Source organism: Shewanella sp. SM23 (genome assembly GCF_025654295.1).
Classification (GTDB): Bacteria; Pseudomonadota; Gammaproteobacteria; order Enterobacterales; family Shewanellaceae; genus Shewanella; species Shewanella oncorhynchi.
The window spans coordinates 21,712-39,928 of the sequence record NZ_JAKKRM010000007.1; the positions used below are offsets into that span (position 1 = coordinate 21,712).

The following is an 18,217-nucleotide window of genomic DNA, read 5'->3' on the forward strand; positions in this document are numbered from 1 at the left end:
TTATCACGACTCGTTAAAGTGAAAAATCCGCGAGGCGCTCATTATTAACGAGATCCTCACTTCGAATCGTTTCCTGACATTCATCAATTTGCTGCAGCCAAGATTGCTCATCCCACAGCTCAAATTTATTCAATTGCCCCACCAGCATGATGCGCTTATCTAAATTGGCATATTGCCTTAACGGTGGCGGCAGTAATATGCGCCCATTACTGTCGAGCTCCACTTCGTGGGCGTAGCCGAGTAACAGGCGTTTTAAAGATCTCTGGGTTTTATCGGTATCTGAAAGCTTCAACAACTTAGCTTCGATCAATTCCCATTCGTGAATGGGATACAAGAGTAAACAGGAGGATTGGATATCGACGGTAATCACGATGCGGCCTTGGTGCTCAAGCTGCAAAGGTTCGCGGTATCGCACTGGAATAGCGATCCGTCCCTTTGTATCTAAGTTGATAGCACTGGCTCCACGAAACACGCTAATTCATCCTATCCTTTGATTTTTGATCCACAAATATCCACTATTTCCCACAACTGCTAAGTTTAGGGACAGTCGACAAGCATTGTCAAGGGATGGGATCCTTTTATAAATCCAGTCGGCAAGCGGGTTAGCCGCATGTTGAGCACTTAACCTCGCGACAAACTTTTGACAAGAAAAACCATTAGAGATTGACTAAACAGAGGAAACAACAGGAATAAATAGCGCCGATATATTCAGCAACCTTTTGCTTTCAGGTGCTTGCGATGAAAAAAATGGGGAATTATTTCTGTATTTGTGGGATTTTACGGGTCGAGAAATAACGTCAAACTCAAAAACGCAAGAAAACAAACTTACGTCCATCCTTATTCGACAGTCAAAAAAGAGTTGAAATCAGCATAAAAATCTAAATTTTTATTCCAAATAAAGACGTTCATCTTTTTACTAATGGCTGAATATTAATGTCGCGATTGCGAGAAAGATCAAAAATCCCACGTAAAATCCACCAAAAGAACCACTTTATCCCTATACATTCACCTTATACCCGCACTAGCTACCTAATGGCTCGCCTTATTCGCCTTAACAAGTTAAACGGCGTATAGTCTAAATATTGACCTACTTCAGCCGATATCATATTAAGAGGTGTAATAACAAGGAGGCGTTATGAGTGGATTGGATAGCATTTATGCCATGCTGGCACAGCCAGTAAAAGCCGTGTTTCACCCTAAACGGGTTGTTGACCAAGTCAGCAGCGCAAGCGCAAATGCCCCCGATAGCCATGAAACACCGCAGTCGCAGTTACCTCCAGCGTTAGAAAGCCGCAATACTAAAGTCAGGGAAAGACGCAAAGAATCAGATAACAATAAAAATAAGAAACGCCGTGCATCGGATGAAACCGAAACGCTAAAACTAAAAGAAGGTGTCGTACTTGAAGTGACCGATGATTCCGCAGAAATCAAGAAGCCACCGAGCCAACATATCATTGATGTAGAAGTATAAATCCGTACTGATATAAAACGGAAAAGGCGCAATCCCATTGGATTAGCGCCTTTTTATTAGCCTCTTTTTAGCAGCACTATCGAGCATGTCTGAAATCAGGCCAGATTTCGAATCATGCGATACCTCAAATTAAGTTTTATCTCAAACCAATGCCGCCTCAAGGCGTATTGTTTAAGTTCGAGTTCTGGCCACCGCGTCCTGCCAACCTGTGTATAGCTGTACTCGAGTCTGGGCATCGATATTAGGGATAAAATGCTTATCGATACAGGCTTTGTGCTCAAGCTCTATCACACTCTCCCAAAAGCCCACTGCCAACCCAGCTAAAAATGCCGCACCCAAAGCGGTTGTCTCACAAACGCTTGGCCTTAACACTTCGACATCGGTAATGTCGGCTTGAAATTGCATCAAAAAATCATTAGCGACCGCGCCGCCATCCACCTTTAAACGCTTAAGGCTGACGCCACTGTCTTTGATCATGGCATCGAGTAAATCTTTACTCTGGTAAGCGATGGATTCTAACGCCGCCCGAATAATATGATTACGATTCGCCCCGCGTGTCAGACCAAATAGCGCACCACGGGCATTGGGATCCCAATAGGGCGCACCGAGTCCCACAAAAGCGGGCACCAGATACACGCCATTAGTATCGGCGACCTTAGAGGCAAAGTACTCAGTATCACTGGCATCACGAATAAGCCCCAGTTCATCTCGCAGCCATTGAATGGTCGCGCCGCCCATAAAGACTGAACCTTCAAGGGCATAGTTCACTTCACCCTTAGGCCCCACGGCAACTGTAGTCAATAAGCCATGGTTTGAGCGCACCGCTTTGGTCCCTGTATTCATCAATAAAAAACAACCAGTACCGTAGGTATTCTTCGCCATGCCGGGCTCGACACATAACTGACCAAAAAGCGCAGCCTGTTGATCGCCCGCCATTCCTGCAACTTGGATTTCACTGCCTTCGCCAGCAATCCGTGTTGTACCATACACGCTGCAGGAAGGTTTAACTTCTGGCAACATAGACGCCGGAATATCTAAGGCTTCGAGTAACTTATTATCCCAAGTCAGGCTATGGATATTGAATAGTAGAGTGCGGGCAGCATTGGTGGGATCGGTGACATGCACCTTGCCCTCGGTTAACTTCCACACGAGCCAAGTATCGATAGTGCCGAACAACAACTCACCACGCTCAGCTTGCTCACGGGCATTGGGCACATTATCTAGAATCCATTTGATCTTAGTGCCTGAAAAATAAGGGTCGAGTAATAAACCGGTATTCTCACGCACATATTCTTCTAACCCTTGAGCTTTGAGTTGCTCACAAATCTCAGCGCTGCGACGGCACTGCCACACAATCGCGTTATAAATAGGTTTACCTGTGGCCTTCTCCCATATAACAGTGGTTTCCCGCTGATTGGTAATGCCAATGGCGGCCACTTCATCGCTGTGAATACCCGCACGCGCCAATACTTCAATTAACACTGAACTTTGGCTTGCCCAAATCTCCATGGGATCATGCTCGACCCAACCCGGATTAGGGTACAACTGGGTAAATTCCCGCTGGGACACGCTGACAATGTTTGCGTCGTGATCGAACACTATCGCCCTTGAGCTGGTCGTGCCTTGATCTAAGGCCACCACGTATTTTTTCTGCACACTACTATCCTATCTGAACTCTCCGCCGCCTTTTTATGCTAGGGAGAATTAACATGATCCACCGACTTATGCAGTGAATATATTCGGAATTTACCGCCGTGACCAGCAAGCAAGCCGTAAAACAAGATAACGCCACCATGCTATAGCCATAAAAAAGCCCTGAAAATTCAGGGCTTTTTTTAACATACTGAACTTACATCTTGTAGCTCATTTGGATACCCGCAAGCCATACATCGCCGCTTGCTTCGCCGTTAAAGTTAACAGTCGCGAGGTTCAATAGGTTTTGCTGTTCGTTGATTGGCGCATCGCCAGTCGCTTTAATATAAGTCACAGCAAAATCAACGTTCAGGTTCTTAGTTGCCTGATAACCTGCCCCCACAGAGAACCACAGACGGTCAGAGTCTGGAATTGTGGTTGTGCGCCACTCGTCATTTGCCGCCGTTTTATCTAAAGCAACACCGGCACGCACTAACCAGTCGTTATTCACTTGATAAGTCGTCCCTAGCGCGAAGCGCCAGTTATCTTCGAAGTGCTCTTCTTTAACTAAATCAGACTCTAAGCCGCCCTTAGGCTTAACTTCACCAGGGAAATAAGCCACTAGTTGATCGAATACACTCCAATCGGTCCAGTTCACACTCGCATGCATGGCCCAGTTATCGGTCAATTGGTGATGGGAAGCTATCTCTGCAAAAGCGGGCAATTCAAGCGGTAAATAACCTTCAATGGACACATCTTGGCCGCCAGTGTACAGCACACCAGAGGCATGACCATCCAAGTCCAGTTGCACGCCGCTGTGATAAGCAAAACCCAAACGGTGAGCAGGATTAATTTGCCAGCTTGCACCTAACTGCCAGCCATAACCCACATCATCACCCTTCATACTTTTCAGCTCAGTGCCACCTGGAGGTAACACAGCCTGCACAGGAGCCGGCAGAGCAGGTTTGATACCATCAACCCAACCTGGTAATGAGGCACCAATTTCGCCTTCACCATAAACGATACGTACACCAGCACCAACGCTGACAGCATCATTGATGCGATAAGCAATGTTTGGATTAAATTCAACGGTCGTAACCGAAGTCTTGTTACCAAAAATAGCCGCTGCGTGGGTCGCTGGTAATTCAGTGGCTAGACCATAATTAGAGTTTACCGCTAGCCCCCAAGTCCATTGATCATTTAGCTGATTTGAATAATAAAAATTTGGCACAAGTGCGTCATCGGCCACATCCAGTGCATCGCCACCTTTCATAACAACAGGATTTGGACCAATTAACGGTGAGCTAAGGCTCACATCACCAGTCACATCGACGTTTGGCATAACGTAAATACCACCCGCGGACAACTGACGTCCTTCTAAATAAGTGAGCATGGCAGGATTTCGACCTTGAGCCGAAGCGTTATCCGCCATAGCGGCTTCACCCGCAAAGGCGCGACCTAAACCTGTAGCAGAGTATTCCGCAAGTTGAAAACCTGCGGCATGGAGTTGAGTCGTTGAACTTAGCAAGGCTGCAGTGACAGCCAAAGTCAGAAGACGTTTTTGCATTGTTATTCTCTAATCATATTATTGTTATCTGTACTACTTAGATGAGTACTGCGGCGTTCAGGCAAAATAGAGCAAACACTCCATATTGAATGCGCAGCAGTTTACTTATGCAGAAGATGTTTGCAACCAAAGGAGATAAAACAGACAAAAACTCTAAATAAATGCGACTTTAAAACAGATTTAGTGACATACATCACCATTCAAACAAAAGCCAACCTTTAAACACTCAAAAATCATTCACGACAGTCGTGAGATTTAAATTAAGAAACCAACAAATATCAATATTAAACAACAAGATAAAAAATTAAAACTTTGGAACACCTGTAAATCATTTAAACTCGACAAATTCAGCATAAATCACTGCAGAGAATAAAATTTTCTAGTATCAAAACGACAATAAAAATTTATTCTTTAAAATACAATCAATTAAATTAAGAGAGTATTGGGATTCAAAACAAAAACGCCTAGGTATTAACCTAGGCGCTTAAATATAGACTCAACACGAGTACAAATGTGCGCTGAAAGTTTAGCGGCGCCAACCTTGGATTTGAGTTTCGTACTGACTGATTTGAGCAGCATGGGACAAGGTCAGCCCAATAGCATCTAACCCATTGAGTAGCTTATGTCTCGCCGACTCTGCCAGCGTAAAACTAAACTCGGCACCTGACGGTGCAATCACTTTACAGCTTGTGAGATCAACCGTGATTTGCGCGCCTTCTTCTGCCGCCACTTCATCCATCAACTGACGCACCTGCGCATGGGTTAACGCCACAGGCAATAGGCCATTATTGATTGAGTTGCCGTAAAAAATGTCGGCAAAACTCGGTGCAATAATGGCGCGCAAACCAAAGTCCGCCAGCGCCCAAGGCGCATGCTCGCGGCTTGAACCACAACCAAAGTTTTCCTGCGACAAAAGAATTGAAGCGCCTTTATAACGAGGCTGGTTCAATGAAAACTCAGGATTAGGCACATCGCCCGCATCATCTAAATAACGCCAGTCATGAAATAAGTGCACGCCAAAACCATCGCGCGTCACCTTAGACAAAAACTGTTTCGGAATGATCTGATCCGTATCGATATTAGTGCTGTCGATCATGACCGCAAGCCCGGTATGGGTCGTAAAAGGTTGCATTAACTTCTCCTCTTGGGTTTACGGTAATTAGTAAGGTTTACGAATATCGACAAAATGCCCAGCCACCGCAGCAGCGGCGGCCATTGCCGGACTCACCAAATGGGTACGACTGCCACGGCCTTGGCGACCTTCGAAGTTACGATTACTGGTCGACGCACAGCGATCGCCCGCCTCTAATCTGTCATCGTTCATCGCTAAACACATAGAACAACCCGGTAAACGCCACTCAAACCCGGCTTCGATAAAGATTTTATCTAAACCTTCGGCTTCGGCTTGGGCTTTCACTTGACCAGAACCAGGTACTACAATCGCGGTGACGCCACTCGCGACTTTACGGCCTTTGGCATGTACGGCGGCGCTGCGTAAATCTTCAATCCGTGAGTTAGTACAAGAACCGATAAACACCTTGTTGATACTGATGTCTGTCATCGGCGTACCCGCACTCAGGCCAATGTATTCTAAAGCCTTTTCCATACTAGCTCGGGTGCTTGGATTAGCTTCACTAATGGGATCGGGTACTTTGCCATCGATTGCCACTACTTGGCCTGGGTTAGTACCCCAAGTCAATTGCGGCGCAATATCGGCAGCATCTAACTCAACGACAGCATCAAACACCGCGCCGTCATCGGTTTTAATGGCTTTCCAGTAAGCGACAGCCTCTGCCCAATCTTCGCCCTTAGGTGCAAATTCACGGCCTGCTAAATAGTCGAAAGTGGTTTGATCCGGCGCGACCATGCCCGCCTTAGCGCCCATTTCAATCGCCATGTTGCACACTGTCATGCGGCCTTCCATCGACAGGGCTTCAATCGCCTCACCGCAGAACTCCACCACGTAACCCGTGCCACCATCCATGCCGATTTTGCCAATAATAGCGAGGACGATATCTTTGGCGGTCACGCCCTCGGTGACATGACCACGCACTTCAATCTTCATGGTTTTAGCTTTTAACTGACGCAGCGTTTGCGTTGCTAGAACGTGCTCAACTTCCGATGTACCAATCCCAAACGCCAATGCGCCAAAGGCGCCGTGGGTGGCGGTATGGGAATCACCACAGACAATCACAGTTCCCGGCAAGGTGATACCCAATTCAGGGCCCATTACATGCACAATCCCTTGATTAGGATGATGAATGTCGTATAAACGCACGTCAAAGTCTTTACAGTTTTGCGCTAGGGTTTCAACCTGTGTGCGCGCCATTGGGCTTAGCGCATCCAAGCTGGCGCTACGGGTCGAAGTGTTGTGATCCATAGTGGCAAAGGTTTTTTCCGGTGCACGCAGTTTGCGGCCCGCCACTTTTAAGCCACTGAATGCTTGGGGGGAAGTCACTTCATGGACTAAATGTCTGTCGACATAAATGATCGGCGCTTCACCTTCAGGAATCGCTACAACGTGGGCATCCCATACTTTTTGATACAGCGTTTTTGCCACCGCGTTTTTTGGCACAGTCGTCATTACACACCTTCCTTTATAGCATTGGCGATAAAGTCACCCATCTCGGCGGTTGATTTAGCTTGGCTACGCTTGTCGCTGCTCAATAGCTCACCGGTTAAGTAGCCAGAATTTAATGCTTTGCTTACGGCACGCTCAATCGCACAGGCGGCTTCTTCTTGCTTTAAGCTGTGGCGCAGCATTAATGCCGCCGACAGAATTTGGGCGATAGGATTTGCAATGCCTTTGCCCGCGATATCGGGCGCACTGCCACCCGCAGGTTCAAATAAACCAAAGCCAGTGCTGTTCATGCTCGCCGATGACAACAAGCCCATAGAGCCCGTTAACATGGCGATTTCGTCGGATAAAATGTCGCCGAACAGGTTAGAACATAGCATCACATCGAACTCATCGGGACGACGTAGCAACTGCATGGTCGCATTATCGATATAGATGTGTTCAAGCTCGACATCGGGGAAATCTACCGCGACTTCTTCAACCACTTGGCGCCATAACACTGAACAGGCGAGCACGTTGGCTTTATCCACTGAGGTCACTTTTTTACGGCGACCACGGGCGGCTTCGAAGGCGATACGGGCGATACGGCTAATTTCACGGCGGCTATAACGCATGGTATCGAAGGCTTCTTCATTCTCGCCTTCACCTTGGCGACCCTTTGGCTTACCAAAATAAATACCGCCGGTTAACTCGCGCACACATAAAACATCAAAGCCACGGGCAGAGATATCGCTGCGCAGCGGTGACATATGCTCTAGGCCATCGTGCAGTTTGGCTGGGCGCAGATTGCAAAACAGTTCGAAGTGACCACGCAGAGGCAATAGCGCACCGCGCTCAGGTTGTTCATTTGGCGGTAACTTTTCCCACTTAGGGCCACCGACTGAACCAAATAGGATCGCATCGGCCGCTTCACAGCCCTTTAGCGTGGCATCGGGTAAGGGACAACCGTGGTTATCAATGGCAATACCGCCAACATCGAATTCAGTGTATTCGATATTCAAATCGAAACGCGCTTCAACCTCACGCAACACTTTACGCGCCTCTGCCATCACTTCTGGGCCGATCCCATCCCCTGCTAATACTGCTATTTGATAACTCATACGCCAGCCAACTCCTTTAAATGTAAATGCTTTATGCTCGACCTTGCTATTCTCTGGATGCTTTTAGCGACTAGACGCCGCCTAGCTCTCGATTTTTTTGCATGCTTTGTTTGTAATCGGCAACCTTGTCTGCGCGGCACGTTAAGTTCATCACATGCACTAAAGCGCGTGCCGAGGCTTCAACCACATCGGTTGCCAAACCTACGCCGTGAAAGTTTTGCTCGTGGTAAACCGCGGTAATATCCACTTGGCCTAAGGCATTTTGACCTACGCCTTTAGCGCCTAGCTTGTAGCTGATGATATCGATTCGACGATCGGTTGCGCGAGCAATCGCGTTATAGGCAGCATCAACAGGACCATTACCCGTTGCGGCTTCGGTTTTAATTTCGCCGCCCACTTCGATACGCACAGTCGCCGTAGCAACGCCTTCAGTTGAGTCAGACTGCACCACTAATTGCTGCAATTGATAGTGATTGTCTTCTTCGGCCTGCGCTTCCACAAAGGCTAAGGCTTCTAAATCATAATCAAATACTTGGCCTTTTTTATCTGCCAATTTTAGAAACTCTTCATACAGAGTATCCATATTGTAATCGTGCTCGCTATAGCCCATTTCTTCCATGCGATGCTTGATCACATGGCGACCCGAGCGAGAGGTCATATTCAAGTTATTGCGATTCAAACCTATACTTTCTGGCGTCATGATTTCATAGGTATTTTGTGCTTTTAACATGCCATCCTGATGGATGCCCGACGAATGGGTAAAGGCATTGGCACCGACAATCGCTTTGTTCGCCTGCACTGGCATATTGCATAACTGGCTGACTAAATTAGAAGTACGGTGAATTTCTTTGGCATTAATGCCCGTTTCTAGCCCTAACATCCCCTTACGCGTCGCTAAAATCATCGCGATCTCTTCCAGTGAACAGTTACCCGCACGCTCACCTATGCCATTGATCGTACATTCAATTTGACGCGCACCGTGTTGCACTGCAGTTATCGAGTTAGCCACAGACAAACCTAAGTCATCGTGGCAATGCACTGAGATCACCGCTTGGTCGATATTCGGCACCCGATTAAACAAAGTTTGAATGATATTGCCAAACTCGCTGGGCACTGTGTAACCGACCGTATCGGGAATATTAATGGTGCGCGCGCCCGCACGAATGGCCGCTTCTACCATACGGCATAGATTATCGATGGGCGTACGCCCCGCATCCTCACAGGAAAATTCCACATCGTCGGTAAAACGGCGGGCATACTTCACCGCGCCTACGGCCATCTCTAACACTTGATCGAAAGAACGCTTCAACTTGCTCTCAACGTGAATCGTCGAGGTCGAGATAAAGGTATGGATACGGAATTGATCTGCAACAGACAAGGCCTGCGCCGCAGCATCTATGTCCTTTTCCAATGCGCGGGATAAGGCACAAACGCGGCTATTTTTGATGGTACGCGCTATGGTCTGCACTGACTCAAAATCACCGGGTGAAGAAACCGGAAAACCCACTTCCATCACATCCACACCCAGACGTTCCAGCGCCATAGCGATCTGTAGTTTTTCTTTGACCGACAAACTTGCGGCTAACGCCTGCTCACCATCACGCAAGGTAGTATCAAATATTATGACTCTGTTAGACATCTCGCTTCTCCATGGAACGTCACCGTTCGTTAGTTAATTTTTGCCGTATTCAGATACAAAAAACCCCGCAACATCGGTGCGGGGTTTGTGAATGCTTTGCCTCTTTATCGAGCGTGCAACACTAAGACCTCCGCGTATAAACCGCGAGAGAGAGAAGGAGGAGGTCGAGTTTGCAGCTAATAATATTCATTTAATCTGTATATTTATTCTGTTTGAATTATTGAGGACGGTTAATATTTAACTTGCCTAGCCGATAGTGTCAACCCTAATTTTTTCATGTTCCACTCATTCAACCTGTCTTAAGGCTAATAACGGTGAGTTTCATCCCCAAATTAGTGATCGATTCCACAGAATTAACCAGCTGTTTGGATTCAGAAATCACTGGGATGTGTTAACTTATTCCCCTTAGAAAAAAATAGTTTTTTATGCAAAAAACGATTAAGAAAAGTTATAATCCCACCTTAGTGATTAGGGATATTAGAACTTACGCATTTTATATGGAGCACAAAATGGATTTTCGCGTCTTGGTACTGAGCCTGTTGTTATGGCTGTTTCCCTTTGGGGCCAGTGCTATAGACCAATTAGATGAACTCACTGAACTCGTCTACCAATATCCCAGTAAAGCACTCACTCAAATAACAGCGTTAGAAAAACAATTTGCGACCAGTGCAAGCTCAGATATCAATCGACTCAGATTAAGTGTGTTGAAATGCCAAAACCTACTACAAATAGGGGAAAATGAAGCCGCTATCAACGTCGCTCAATTAGGCGAAGCAAACGCTAAACAACTTAAGCTAGATCAAGTACGACCTTACTTTTTGATTTGCCAAGCCGATGCCAACCTTAGCTATAACAATATTCAAAATGCCCTACCTTTGCTTGATTCAGCCATTAACCTAGCGCGACGTTACCAGCAACCACAAGCCTTAGTCGATGCTTTACGCTTACGTGGCCAACTCGATACTGACACTGACAACTTCTCTTCTGCTATCGAAGATTTACGCCTCGCGATTGATATTTATCCGGATATTCATGCTCAAACCCAAAATTGGATTTGGCCACCACAGGCCTATGTGTATGCCGCGATGGGAAATTTACTTTATGCCACCCATGATTTCCCCCAAGCCATGTATTACACCAACTTAGGTATACAAAGTGCCGATGCAAAAGGGAAGGTTTTACACTTTATTTTACGCAATGCAGCTCGGATAGCGCTTGATAATCAAGAGTTTGATTACAGTGATCAACTCGAACAACAAGCTAAAGCGCTTTTACCTGAGCTCGGTTCGCCACTTGAACTCGCCTACAGTTATGCCATTTTGGCCTCAATCGCGCTCGATAAAGGCCGCATCGATAATGCCGAAGAATATCTTTCTATCGCGATTAATACGTTTAAAAAACAAAATCAACAATTAGCGACAATGCGTTCAACTCGCCTACTCGCCCAAATTCGTTTTGCTCAGCACCAAGAAGATGCCGCTTTAATCCTCATGAATCACGCTATTGAGCAAGCTGAAAACCTAAAACAATACTCAGATCTCAAAGGGTTTTACGGGATCATGAGCGATCACTACTTAGAAAAAGGGGATTTTAAACAAGCCTATTCTTTCTTGCTCAAACGTTATCGAGCGGCCGAGCTCACCAATCAAGCGATGAATAATGCTCGGATATTGCAGTTTAAGGCACGTCTAAATCAACAAGATCTGCAGCAGGAGCCAAATAGCACTGCGCTAGAAAAAGATTCAATCCTACAAGAGCTAAATGTCGATTGGGCCTATAGCACACTGTTCTTAATCGCAATGGCATTATTGGGCGGAGCTATTTGGTATTTGATTGATAAACAGAATAATCGTGCCCCACATATTGAAGGTAATGAACCTGCGGAAACGCTGCTCCAACAAGTCACATCAGCATTAAACAGTGCCAAACAAGGTAATTACCCACTGTCTTTATTATTGTTTAATGCGAGTCAGATCCGTCAAGTTGACCTACCTCTCTTACAGGATGAGCTACAACACAGACTACGGGAGCAAGATAAGTTAATCCGATATTCGATGGATGAAATTGTCATTATCTTGCCGCATACCTCGGCAACTGGTGCTAAAAGAGTCGTTAGTCAGTTGGTTGCTTGCATTCAGCCTTGGCAGGGTTCAAGTAAGGTCAATATTGGTATAGCGGCAATGCAACAGTTTGATACGTTAGAGTCTTTAATCAAACGAGCCAGCATAAATCAATTAGGTAAGGTTAAAATCAATGAGAATAATCCAAACCATTATTCTCCCGCTAAATAAGCCGTAATTTCATCGAGAAAAGCGTCACCGAAACGACTCAGTTTACGCTCGCCAACCCCGTTGACGGCGAGCATTTCCCCCGCGCTCGTTGGCATCATGGCTGCCATTTCTGCGAGGGTAGCGTCGTTAAAGACTAAATACGGCGGCACATCCTGCTGCTCGGCAATGGTTCTACGCAATAACTTCAACCGTGCAAACAACTTACGGTCATAATTCAACGGTGCTTTAGACTGACTCGCCTTACGTTTTGTGGTTGTTAACTGAATACGCGGTTCGGCGAGCATTAACGCCACTTCCCCTTTGAGCACAGGCCGTGCCGATGGGTTTAAGGTAATAGATGAGCCGCGGGTCACATCTTGACTCGCCAGTCCCAAATGAATGAGTTGACGGATCACACTCAACCAATATTCATGGCTCTTGTCTTTACCAATCCCCCAAGTAGTGAGTTTGTCATGCCCTCGATCGACTATCGGTGCGCCTTTCGAACCGCGCAACACTTCAATTAAATGATTGATACCAAAACGCTGGCCTAAACGGAAAATACATGACAACACCTTCTGCGCATCTTCGGTGCCGTTATAACGCTTAGGCGGGTCGAGGCAAATGTCGCAGTTACCACAGGGCTCTAATGCACTCTCATCGAAGTAATGCAGCAACACTTGGCGGCGACAGGTCTGCGCCTCGGCAAAGGCAGCCATAGTATTAAGTTTGTGGAATTCGACCTGTTGCTGCGGCCCAGGTTCAGACTGTTCAATCAAATGTCTGACCCGACCAATATCGGCGGGATCGAACAACATAAAAGCTTCTGCATCGAGCCCATCACGGCCTGCTCGGCCAGTTTCCTGATAATAGGCTTCGATACTTTTCGGGATATCGTAATGCACCACAAAACGCACATTCGACTTGTTAATTCCCATACCGAAAGCCACAGTAGCAACTACAATATCGATTTGATCTTTAAGGAAACTATCCTGTACTGCACCACGGTCTTCCTGCGTCATTCCCGCATGATAGGCCTTGGCATTAAAACCTTGCAGGCATAAACGGTCAGCCACTTCATCGACACGGCGACGGCTGCTGCAATAAATAATGCCGTTAGTGCCATTCTGCTGCGTTAAAAAATGTCGTAACTGATTAGCTGCATTAAGCTTTTCGGCGACTGTATAGCGAATATTGGGCCGATCGAAACTTGAAAGTAAACGGAACGGGTCAATACCGAGCCGCTCACAAATACTCTGCCGAGTCGCCTGATCTGCTGTTGCGGTCAGCGCCATCATGGGCACATAGGGGAAGAGTTGTTTTAACTGGCCGAGCGCCGCATATTCAGGGCGAAAATCATGACCCCACTGACTGATACAATGCGCCTCATCGATGGCAAACATCGCCAGCTGGAGAGACTGCATACGCTCAATAAAATCTGCGCTTAATAAGCGCTCAGGTGACACATAAAGTAGTTTTAACTCACCGTGGCGTAGCTGCCTTAATATTTCGGCACTCTGCTCGCGCGGCAATGAGGAATTCAGATAAGCCGCAGCAACACCGGTTTGCAACAAGCTATCGACTTGATCTTTCATCAAAGAAATCAATGGGGAGACGACAATAGTGATGCCATTCATCATCAAGGCGGGTAACTGATAACACAGACTCTTACCGCCGCCCGTCGGCATGATCACTAAGCAATCTTGCCCGCCGCAGACACGTTCTATCACCTCCCGCTGACCGTCCCTAAAGTCACGGTAACCAAACACCTGCGCGAGGCGTTGCGAGAGCGGGTCATCATGCGTGTCGAGTACGAGCTTTTCCATGGATCTTCTATGTCAAAAGTGAGGGGGCCTATTCTATACCCAAACTAGTTCAAAATGCAGGATTCAACGGTAATTTAACGCACGTTAGTCAAGGCGGTTATTTGTAGACCTAGCGGGCTAAGTTAAAAATAACCAACACCGCATAAAGTGCGTTAAAACCCATTCAGGATAAATGCCATCGACTAGGATCGCCCTCCCTCAACTAACCATAATGCCCATAGCAGATTTATCTTCAATCTAGCTTAAGTTGCATTCTGCGCACGCTTCACTGTAGATTAATTGCTCTAAGCCGCACTTTGTTAATCTAAGTGTTGATAACAAATCCAATTACGCCTAATACCGTCACTCAGTGACAAGGATGAGAAACCATGACCAGCCCAATCCAAGCCGAAGCTTTGAGAAGAGTCGCAGCAGTATTTGATCAACATGTCCCTTTCCATAATCTACTCGGACTCGATATCAAGCGTTATGACATTGATGGCGTCGAAGTCGTGATCAACATGAAGCCTGAGCTGATTGGCAATATCCACCAGCAAATCCTCCACGGCGGTGTGACAGCAACGGTACTCGATGTGGTTGGCGGACTCACGGCCTTTGCAGGACTGGCCGCCAGTCGTGATGATTGGACGGTCGAAGAGCTGCAGCAACGCCTGCAAACCCTAGGGACAATTGATATGCGCGTCGATTATCTGCGGCCGGGACGCGGCCTCACCTTTACGGGCACGGGCAGCGTCATTCGTGCGGGTAATCGAGTTTCAGTATGCCGCATGGAACTACATAATGAGCAAGGCACGCATATCGCTTTTGGAACAGGGACTTATATGGTGGGTTAGGCGGTTAAATTTAGATGTGTATTACTGCCTTAGGGCTCAAAATTGACTAAGGTAAACGTCTTGAACAACAGGATGTTTACTCACTTTAATCGCCCATTCAATTTTTTGTGGAGATATTCTGTAACGAAAAGAACACGGCGATACCCTTGAGTCAGCGGTCAGACACACCTACAATCGCCACCTTGTTGTTCTTCGAAGATGTCTCATGCCAAATCTTGAATACCGCAAAGGGATCCTACTTGCCGTCAGTGCTTACTGTATGTGGGGTTTTGCGCCTTTATATTTCAAATTACTCAACCATGTTTCCGCCACCGAAATCTTGCTCCATCGAGTGATTTGGTCATTCGTGTTTATGCTGATCATTATGCAGTTTATCGGCGGTTTTTCTCGCTTACGCTTACTGTTTAAACAGCCTAAACAGTTGATGGTTCTCACCATTACTTCCATATTGATCGCGGGAAACTGGCTACTATTTATCTGGGCGGTAAATAACGATCACATGCTCGATGCCAGCCTAGGTTACTTCATCAATCCTTTACTCAACGTCTTACTCGGTATGTTATTTCTAGGCGAAAGGTTGCGTAAACTGCAATGGTTTGCGGTTTCACTCGCCAGCGCTGGCGTATTGATCCAGTTAATCTCTTTTGGCTCGATTCCCATCGTCTCACTGGCACTCGCGGGCACCTTTGGTTTCTATGCACTGCTGCGAAAAAAGGTCAATGTGGATGCTAAGGCCGGATTATTGGTCGAAACCGCAGTGTTATTACCGGTAGCGCTGATTTATCTCGTCGCAACCTTAGACACTGCCACGGCGAGCATGCTGACTAACGATTGGCAATTGAATCTGATGTTAATGGCGGCGGGGATAGTGACTACCATTCCTTTGCTGTGTTTTGCAGGGGCAGCGGTACGTATTCCATTGTCTATGCTCGGCTTTTTCCAATATATTGGCCCGAGTATTATGTTCATCCTCGCGGTGAGTCTGTTCAATGAGCCCTTCGATGCCGAAAAAGGCGTGACCTTCGGCTTTATCTGGAGCGCGCTACTCGTCTTTACCTTAGATATGGCCTATAAACGCAAGACGGCGTAAGCATTATCACGCCGATACACAGTTGCAGAAGTGATGACATATGATGATTACTTTTGTAACTGTGCTAAAAACTCACTCCCTTGCGGTACTGTCAGTAATAAACTGTAGCCTTTAGTCGTTGGCACTAACACTAACTGCGATTTATCTGTTATCGCCAAAAATACCCTGCCTTTCCCTTGTAGATTAAACCAACCCAATTGAAATCCTGGCATGCCTATACCGTTCGTTTTAAAGCTCGGCGTTAAATCTGCCTCTTGTTGCAAATCGACTATACGTGCCTCGGCGGGCAATAAATCCACGCGGGATAACTGCACTTTATAGAAGGGAACATCCACTGTGAGCTCTGTATCGGTTAACACTAATTCGGCGCTATTCGATTGATAGAAGACCCAAGAAAATCCGCCCATCATCACCAGCAATATACCTAAACTCGCTGACTTCGCTATCTTAGGCATATTTTTTAGCCATAACATCAGCAAGATACCCGCTAAACCGAGCAATAAGACGATAAAGCTGAAGATAGAGGTTTGGATTAAAGGGGCGAGTTCAAAAAATTGAGGACTCATTGGCAGTATCTCCCGTGCAGTGAAGCCTTAATCTGCCAATAAAGACATATTATGTCAATAAAAATGCCAGCGCTAATATGAGTACTAGGCTGGCATTGATTCGATTGAGTTAGAACGGCTTAAAGATCGAGCGCGAGAATTTTTGAGCGGCGTTGATAGTTATACAACTGCTTCTTCTTCTGTGGCAGTGCTTCAACATCTTCAATCACAAAACCATGCTCTAAGAACCAGTGAATGCTCCGAGTTGTCAATGCAAACAAGCGTGAATAACCGCGGTTTCTAGCCTGATTGATAATGTTCTTCAGCAGTAAGCTCCCTCTATCGGCATCGCGATAATCAGGATGCACCACCAAACAAGCAAACTCACCCGCATTGTCCTCTTCAAAAGGATAGAGCGCAGCGCAACCAATCACTAAACCGTCGCGCTCAATCAACATGAACTGTTCGATTTCAATCTCAAGCTGCTCACGACTACGACGCACCAGAATGCCTTGTTCCTCCAATGGACGAATAAGGTTCAACACACCGCCAATATCGGCGATCGACGCACAGCGTAAACGCTCAGCACTCTCAGTGACGATTTGTGTACCAATCCCTTCGCGGGAAAACAGTTCCTGCAACAAGGCGCCATCTTCGAGGTAGCTGACTAAGTGACAACGTGGCACACCATTGCGGCAAGCATCGATACTGGCTTTGAGAAACGCCATAGTACCAACACAAGCAGAACCTTGCTCGGCCAGCTTGTTCATGATGTTTTGCGCATCATTTGGCATCAACTCGGCAATCACATCGCCATTTCGATCGAGAATACCGTTCTGTGAGCTAAAGCCGATCATCTTGTCTGCTTTGAGCTTAATCGCCACTTGAGTCGCGATTTCCTCGGCGGTGAGATTAAAACTTTCACCAGTAACCGAAGCCGCAATCGGCCCCATCAATACGATGCAGTGATTATCTAACTGACGTTTTAAGCCTTGCACATCAATACGACGCACTTTGCCACTCAGACAAAAGTCCACACCATTATCCACACCCAGTGGTTGAGCAATCACAAAGTTGCCGCTCACTAAGTTAATTTGCGCACCTTGCATCGGCGTATTACTTAAACTCATGGATAAACGCGCTGTGATATCAAATTGCAGTGCACCCGCAACTTGCTTAATCACTTTGAGCGAATCTTCATCCGTGATACGCACACCGTCGTGGTAGGCAGGCGCAATACCGTTGGCGGCTAATGCAGCATCAATCTGCGGCCTAGCGCCATATACCAACACCACTTTGATCCCTAAACTGTGCAGCAGGGCGACATCATTTAAGATGGCGCGGAATTGATTTTGAGCCAAAGCTTCACCGCCAAGCATGACCACAAAAGTTTTACCTCTGTGGGCATTAACATAGGGGGCAGAATGACGAAATCCATCAACCAGTTCAGTGGTACGCACGCGTTATTTACACCTCATTTTTGAGCTGGCAGCGTCACTATGACACACCAGGAATGAATCGCTAACTTCCGCGTATGGTATTGCATTTTAATTCACATATAAAGAATTTATTCTCACTAAAGTGCAGATTTGATGATTTAAAGTGCTTAGAACTGCACTATTTTATATTTTCAGTAAGTGTTCACACTTTTTTAACTTCACAGGGG

14 protein-coding genes are annotated in these 18,217 nt (G+C 46.5%); 4 read left to right on the forward strand and 10 right to left on the reverse strand.

Annotated features, from left to right (window positions below; all coding sequences use genetic code 11):
• Nucleotides 1-13: 13 nt before the first annotated feature.
• Complete coding sequence (mraZ, locus tag L5L98_RS10625) at nt 14-472, reverse strand: division/cell wall cluster transcriptional repressor MraZ (RefSeq protein WP_263140611.1); 459 nt, start codon at nt 470-472, stop codon at nt 14-16.
• Between the two features lie 663 nt (nt 473-1,135).
• On the opposite strand from mraZ, the gene L5L98_RS10630 reads away from it, so the two are divergent.
• The gene (locus L5L98_RS10630) at nt 1,136-1,471 is read left to right on the forward strand and encodes a hypothetical protein (protein ID WP_168826581.1); all 336 of its coding nucleotides are present in this window, start codon (nt 1,136-1,138) and stop codon (nt 1,469-1,471) included.
• Between the two features lie 171 nt (nt 1,472-1,642).
• Here the strand turns inward: L5L98_RS10630 and glpK are convergent, their stop codons facing one another.
• The 6 genes from glpK to leuA all read right to left on the reverse strand — a co-directional run bounded on the left by glpK (nt 1,643) and on the right by leuA (nt 9,987).
• On the reverse strand, nt 1,643-3,127 hold the full coding sequence (gene glpK / locus L5L98_RS10635) for a glycerol kinase GlpK (RefSeq protein ID WP_263140615.1): 1,485 nt from the start codon (nt 3,125-3,127) through the stop codon (nt 1,643-1,645).
• Nucleotides 3,128-3,320: 193 nt separating this feature from the next.
• Nucleotides 3,321-4,670, reverse strand: a complete 1,350-nt coding sequence (locus L5L98_RS10640; RefSeq protein ID WP_219234674.1) for an outer membrane protein transport protein — start codon at nt 4,668-4,670, stop codon at nt 3,321-3,323.
• A 526-nt stretch (nt 4,671-5,196) separates the two neighbouring features.
• Nucleotides 5,197-5,802, reverse strand: a complete 606-nt coding sequence (leuD, locus tag L5L98_RS10645) for a 3-isopropylmalate dehydratase small subunit (RefSeq protein ID WP_105251184.1) — start codon at nt 5,800-5,802, stop codon at nt 5,197-5,199.
• 27 nt (nt 5,803-5,829) lie between these two features.
• Nucleotides 5,830-7,230, reverse strand: a complete 1,401-nt coding sequence (leuC, locus tag L5L98_RS10650; protein WP_263140900.1) for a 3-isopropylmalate dehydratase large subunit — start codon at nt 7,228-7,230, stop codon at nt 5,830-5,832.
• 23 nt (nt 7,231-7,253) lie between these two features.
• Entirely contained in the window at nt 7,254-8,348 is a 1,095-nt protein-coding gene (gene leuB / locus L5L98_RS10655) for a 3-isopropylmalate dehydrogenase (RefSeq protein ID WP_198572574.1), read from the reverse strand.
• Between the two features lie 70 nt (nt 8,349-8,418).
• Nucleotides 8,419-9,987: a 2-isopropylmalate synthase gene (leuA, locus tag L5L98_RS10660; RefSeq protein ID WP_263140622.1), complete on the reverse strand. Its 1,569-nt coding sequence runs from the start codon at nt 9,985-9,987 to the stop codon at nt 8,419-8,421.
• A 509-nt stretch (nt 9,988-10,496) separates the two neighbouring features.
• Here leuA and L5L98_RS10665 point away from each other — a divergent pair.
• Nucleotides 10,497-12,278 carry a diguanylate cyclase domain-containing protein gene (locus L5L98_RS10665; RefSeq protein WP_263140624.1) on the forward strand — a complete coding sequence of 594 codons (1,782 nt, stop codon included), beginning with the start codon at nt 10,497-10,499 and terminating at the stop codon, nt 12,276-12,278.
• On the opposite strand, the gene recQ is transcribed toward L5L98_RS10665, so the two are convergent.
• Nucleotides 12,260-14,083, reverse strand: a complete 1,824-nt coding sequence (gene recQ / locus L5L98_RS10670) for a DNA helicase RecQ (protein WP_263140628.1) — start codon at nt 14,081-14,083, stop codon at nt 12,260-12,262. The two genes, L5L98_RS10665 and recQ, sit on opposite strands and share 19 nt — an antisense overlap.
• Before the next feature lie 368 nt (nt 14,084-14,451).
• Between recQ and L5L98_RS10675 the strand changes: the two genes are divergently transcribed.
• Both L5L98_RS10675 and rarD read left to right on the forward strand, forming a co-directional pair.
• Nucleotides 14,452-14,916 carry a thioesterase family protein gene (locus L5L98_RS10675; protein WP_263140631.1) on the forward strand — a complete coding sequence of 155 codons (465 nt, stop codon included), beginning with the start codon at nt 14,452-14,454 and terminating at the stop codon, nt 14,914-14,916.
• 205 nt (nt 14,917-15,121) lie between these two features.
• Nucleotides 15,122-16,006: an EamA family transporter RarD gene (gene rarD, locus L5L98_RS10680; protein ID WP_198572571.1), complete on the forward strand. Its 885-nt coding sequence runs from the start codon at nt 15,122-15,124 to the stop codon at nt 16,004-16,006.
• Between the two features lie 47 nt (nt 16,007-16,053).
• On the opposite strand, the gene L5L98_RS10685 is transcribed toward rarD, so the two are convergent.
• Nucleotides 16,054-16,572 carry a PH domain-containing protein gene (locus L5L98_RS10685; RefSeq protein ID WP_263140632.1) on the reverse strand — a complete coding sequence of 173 codons (519 nt, stop codon included), beginning with the start codon at nt 16,570-16,572 and terminating at the stop codon, nt 16,054-16,056.
• Nucleotides 16,573-16,691: 119 nt separating this feature from the next.
• Entirely contained in the window at nt 16,692-18,011 is a 1,320-nt protein-coding gene (argA, locus tag L5L98_RS10690) for an amino-acid N-acetyltransferase (protein WP_105251176.1), read from the reverse strand.
• Nucleotides 18,012-18,217: the final 206 nt, after the last annotated feature.

Excerpts from the sequence above, each read along its gene's own strand:
- L5L98_RS10630 (WP_168826581.1), top strand. The coding sequence starts at position 1,136 with ATGAGTGGATTGGATAGCATTTATGCCATGCTGGCACAGCCAGTAAAA.
- L5L98_RS10640 (WP_219234674.1), bottom strand. The coding sequence starts at position 4,670 with ATGCAAAAACGTCTTCTGACTTTGGCTGTCACTGCAGCCTTGCTAAGT.
- leuD (WP_105251184.1), bottom strand. The coding sequence starts at position 5,802 with ATGCAACCTTTTACGACCCATACCGGGCTTGCGGTCATGATCGACAGC.
- leuB (WP_198572574.1), bottom strand. The coding sequence starts at position 8,348 with ATGAGTTATCAAATAGCAGTATTAGCAGGGGATGGGATCGGCCCAGAA.
- leuA (WP_263140622.1), bottom strand. The coding sequence starts at position 9,987 with ATGTCTAACAGAGTCATAATATTTGATACTACCTTGCGTGATGGTGAG.
- L5L98_RS10665 (WP_263140624.1), top strand. The coding sequence starts at position 10,497 with ATGGATTTTCGCGTCTTGGTACTGAGCCTGTTGTTATGGCTGTTTCCC.
- recQ (WP_263140628.1), bottom strand. The coding sequence starts at position 14,083 with ATGGAAAAGCTCGTACTCGACACGCATGATGACCCGCTCTCGCAACGC.
- L5L98_RS10675 (WP_263140631.1), top strand. The coding sequence starts at position 14,452 with ATGACCAGCCCAATCCAAGCCGAAGCTTTGAGAAGAGTCGCAGCAGTA.
- rarD (WP_198572571.1), top strand. The coding sequence starts at position 15,122 with ATGCCAAATCTTGAATACCGCAAAGGGATCCTACTTGCCGTCAGTGCT.
- L5L98_RS10685 (WP_263140632.1), bottom strand. The coding sequence starts at position 16,572 with ATGAGTCCTCAATTTTTTGAACTCGCCCCTTTAATCCAAACCTCTATC.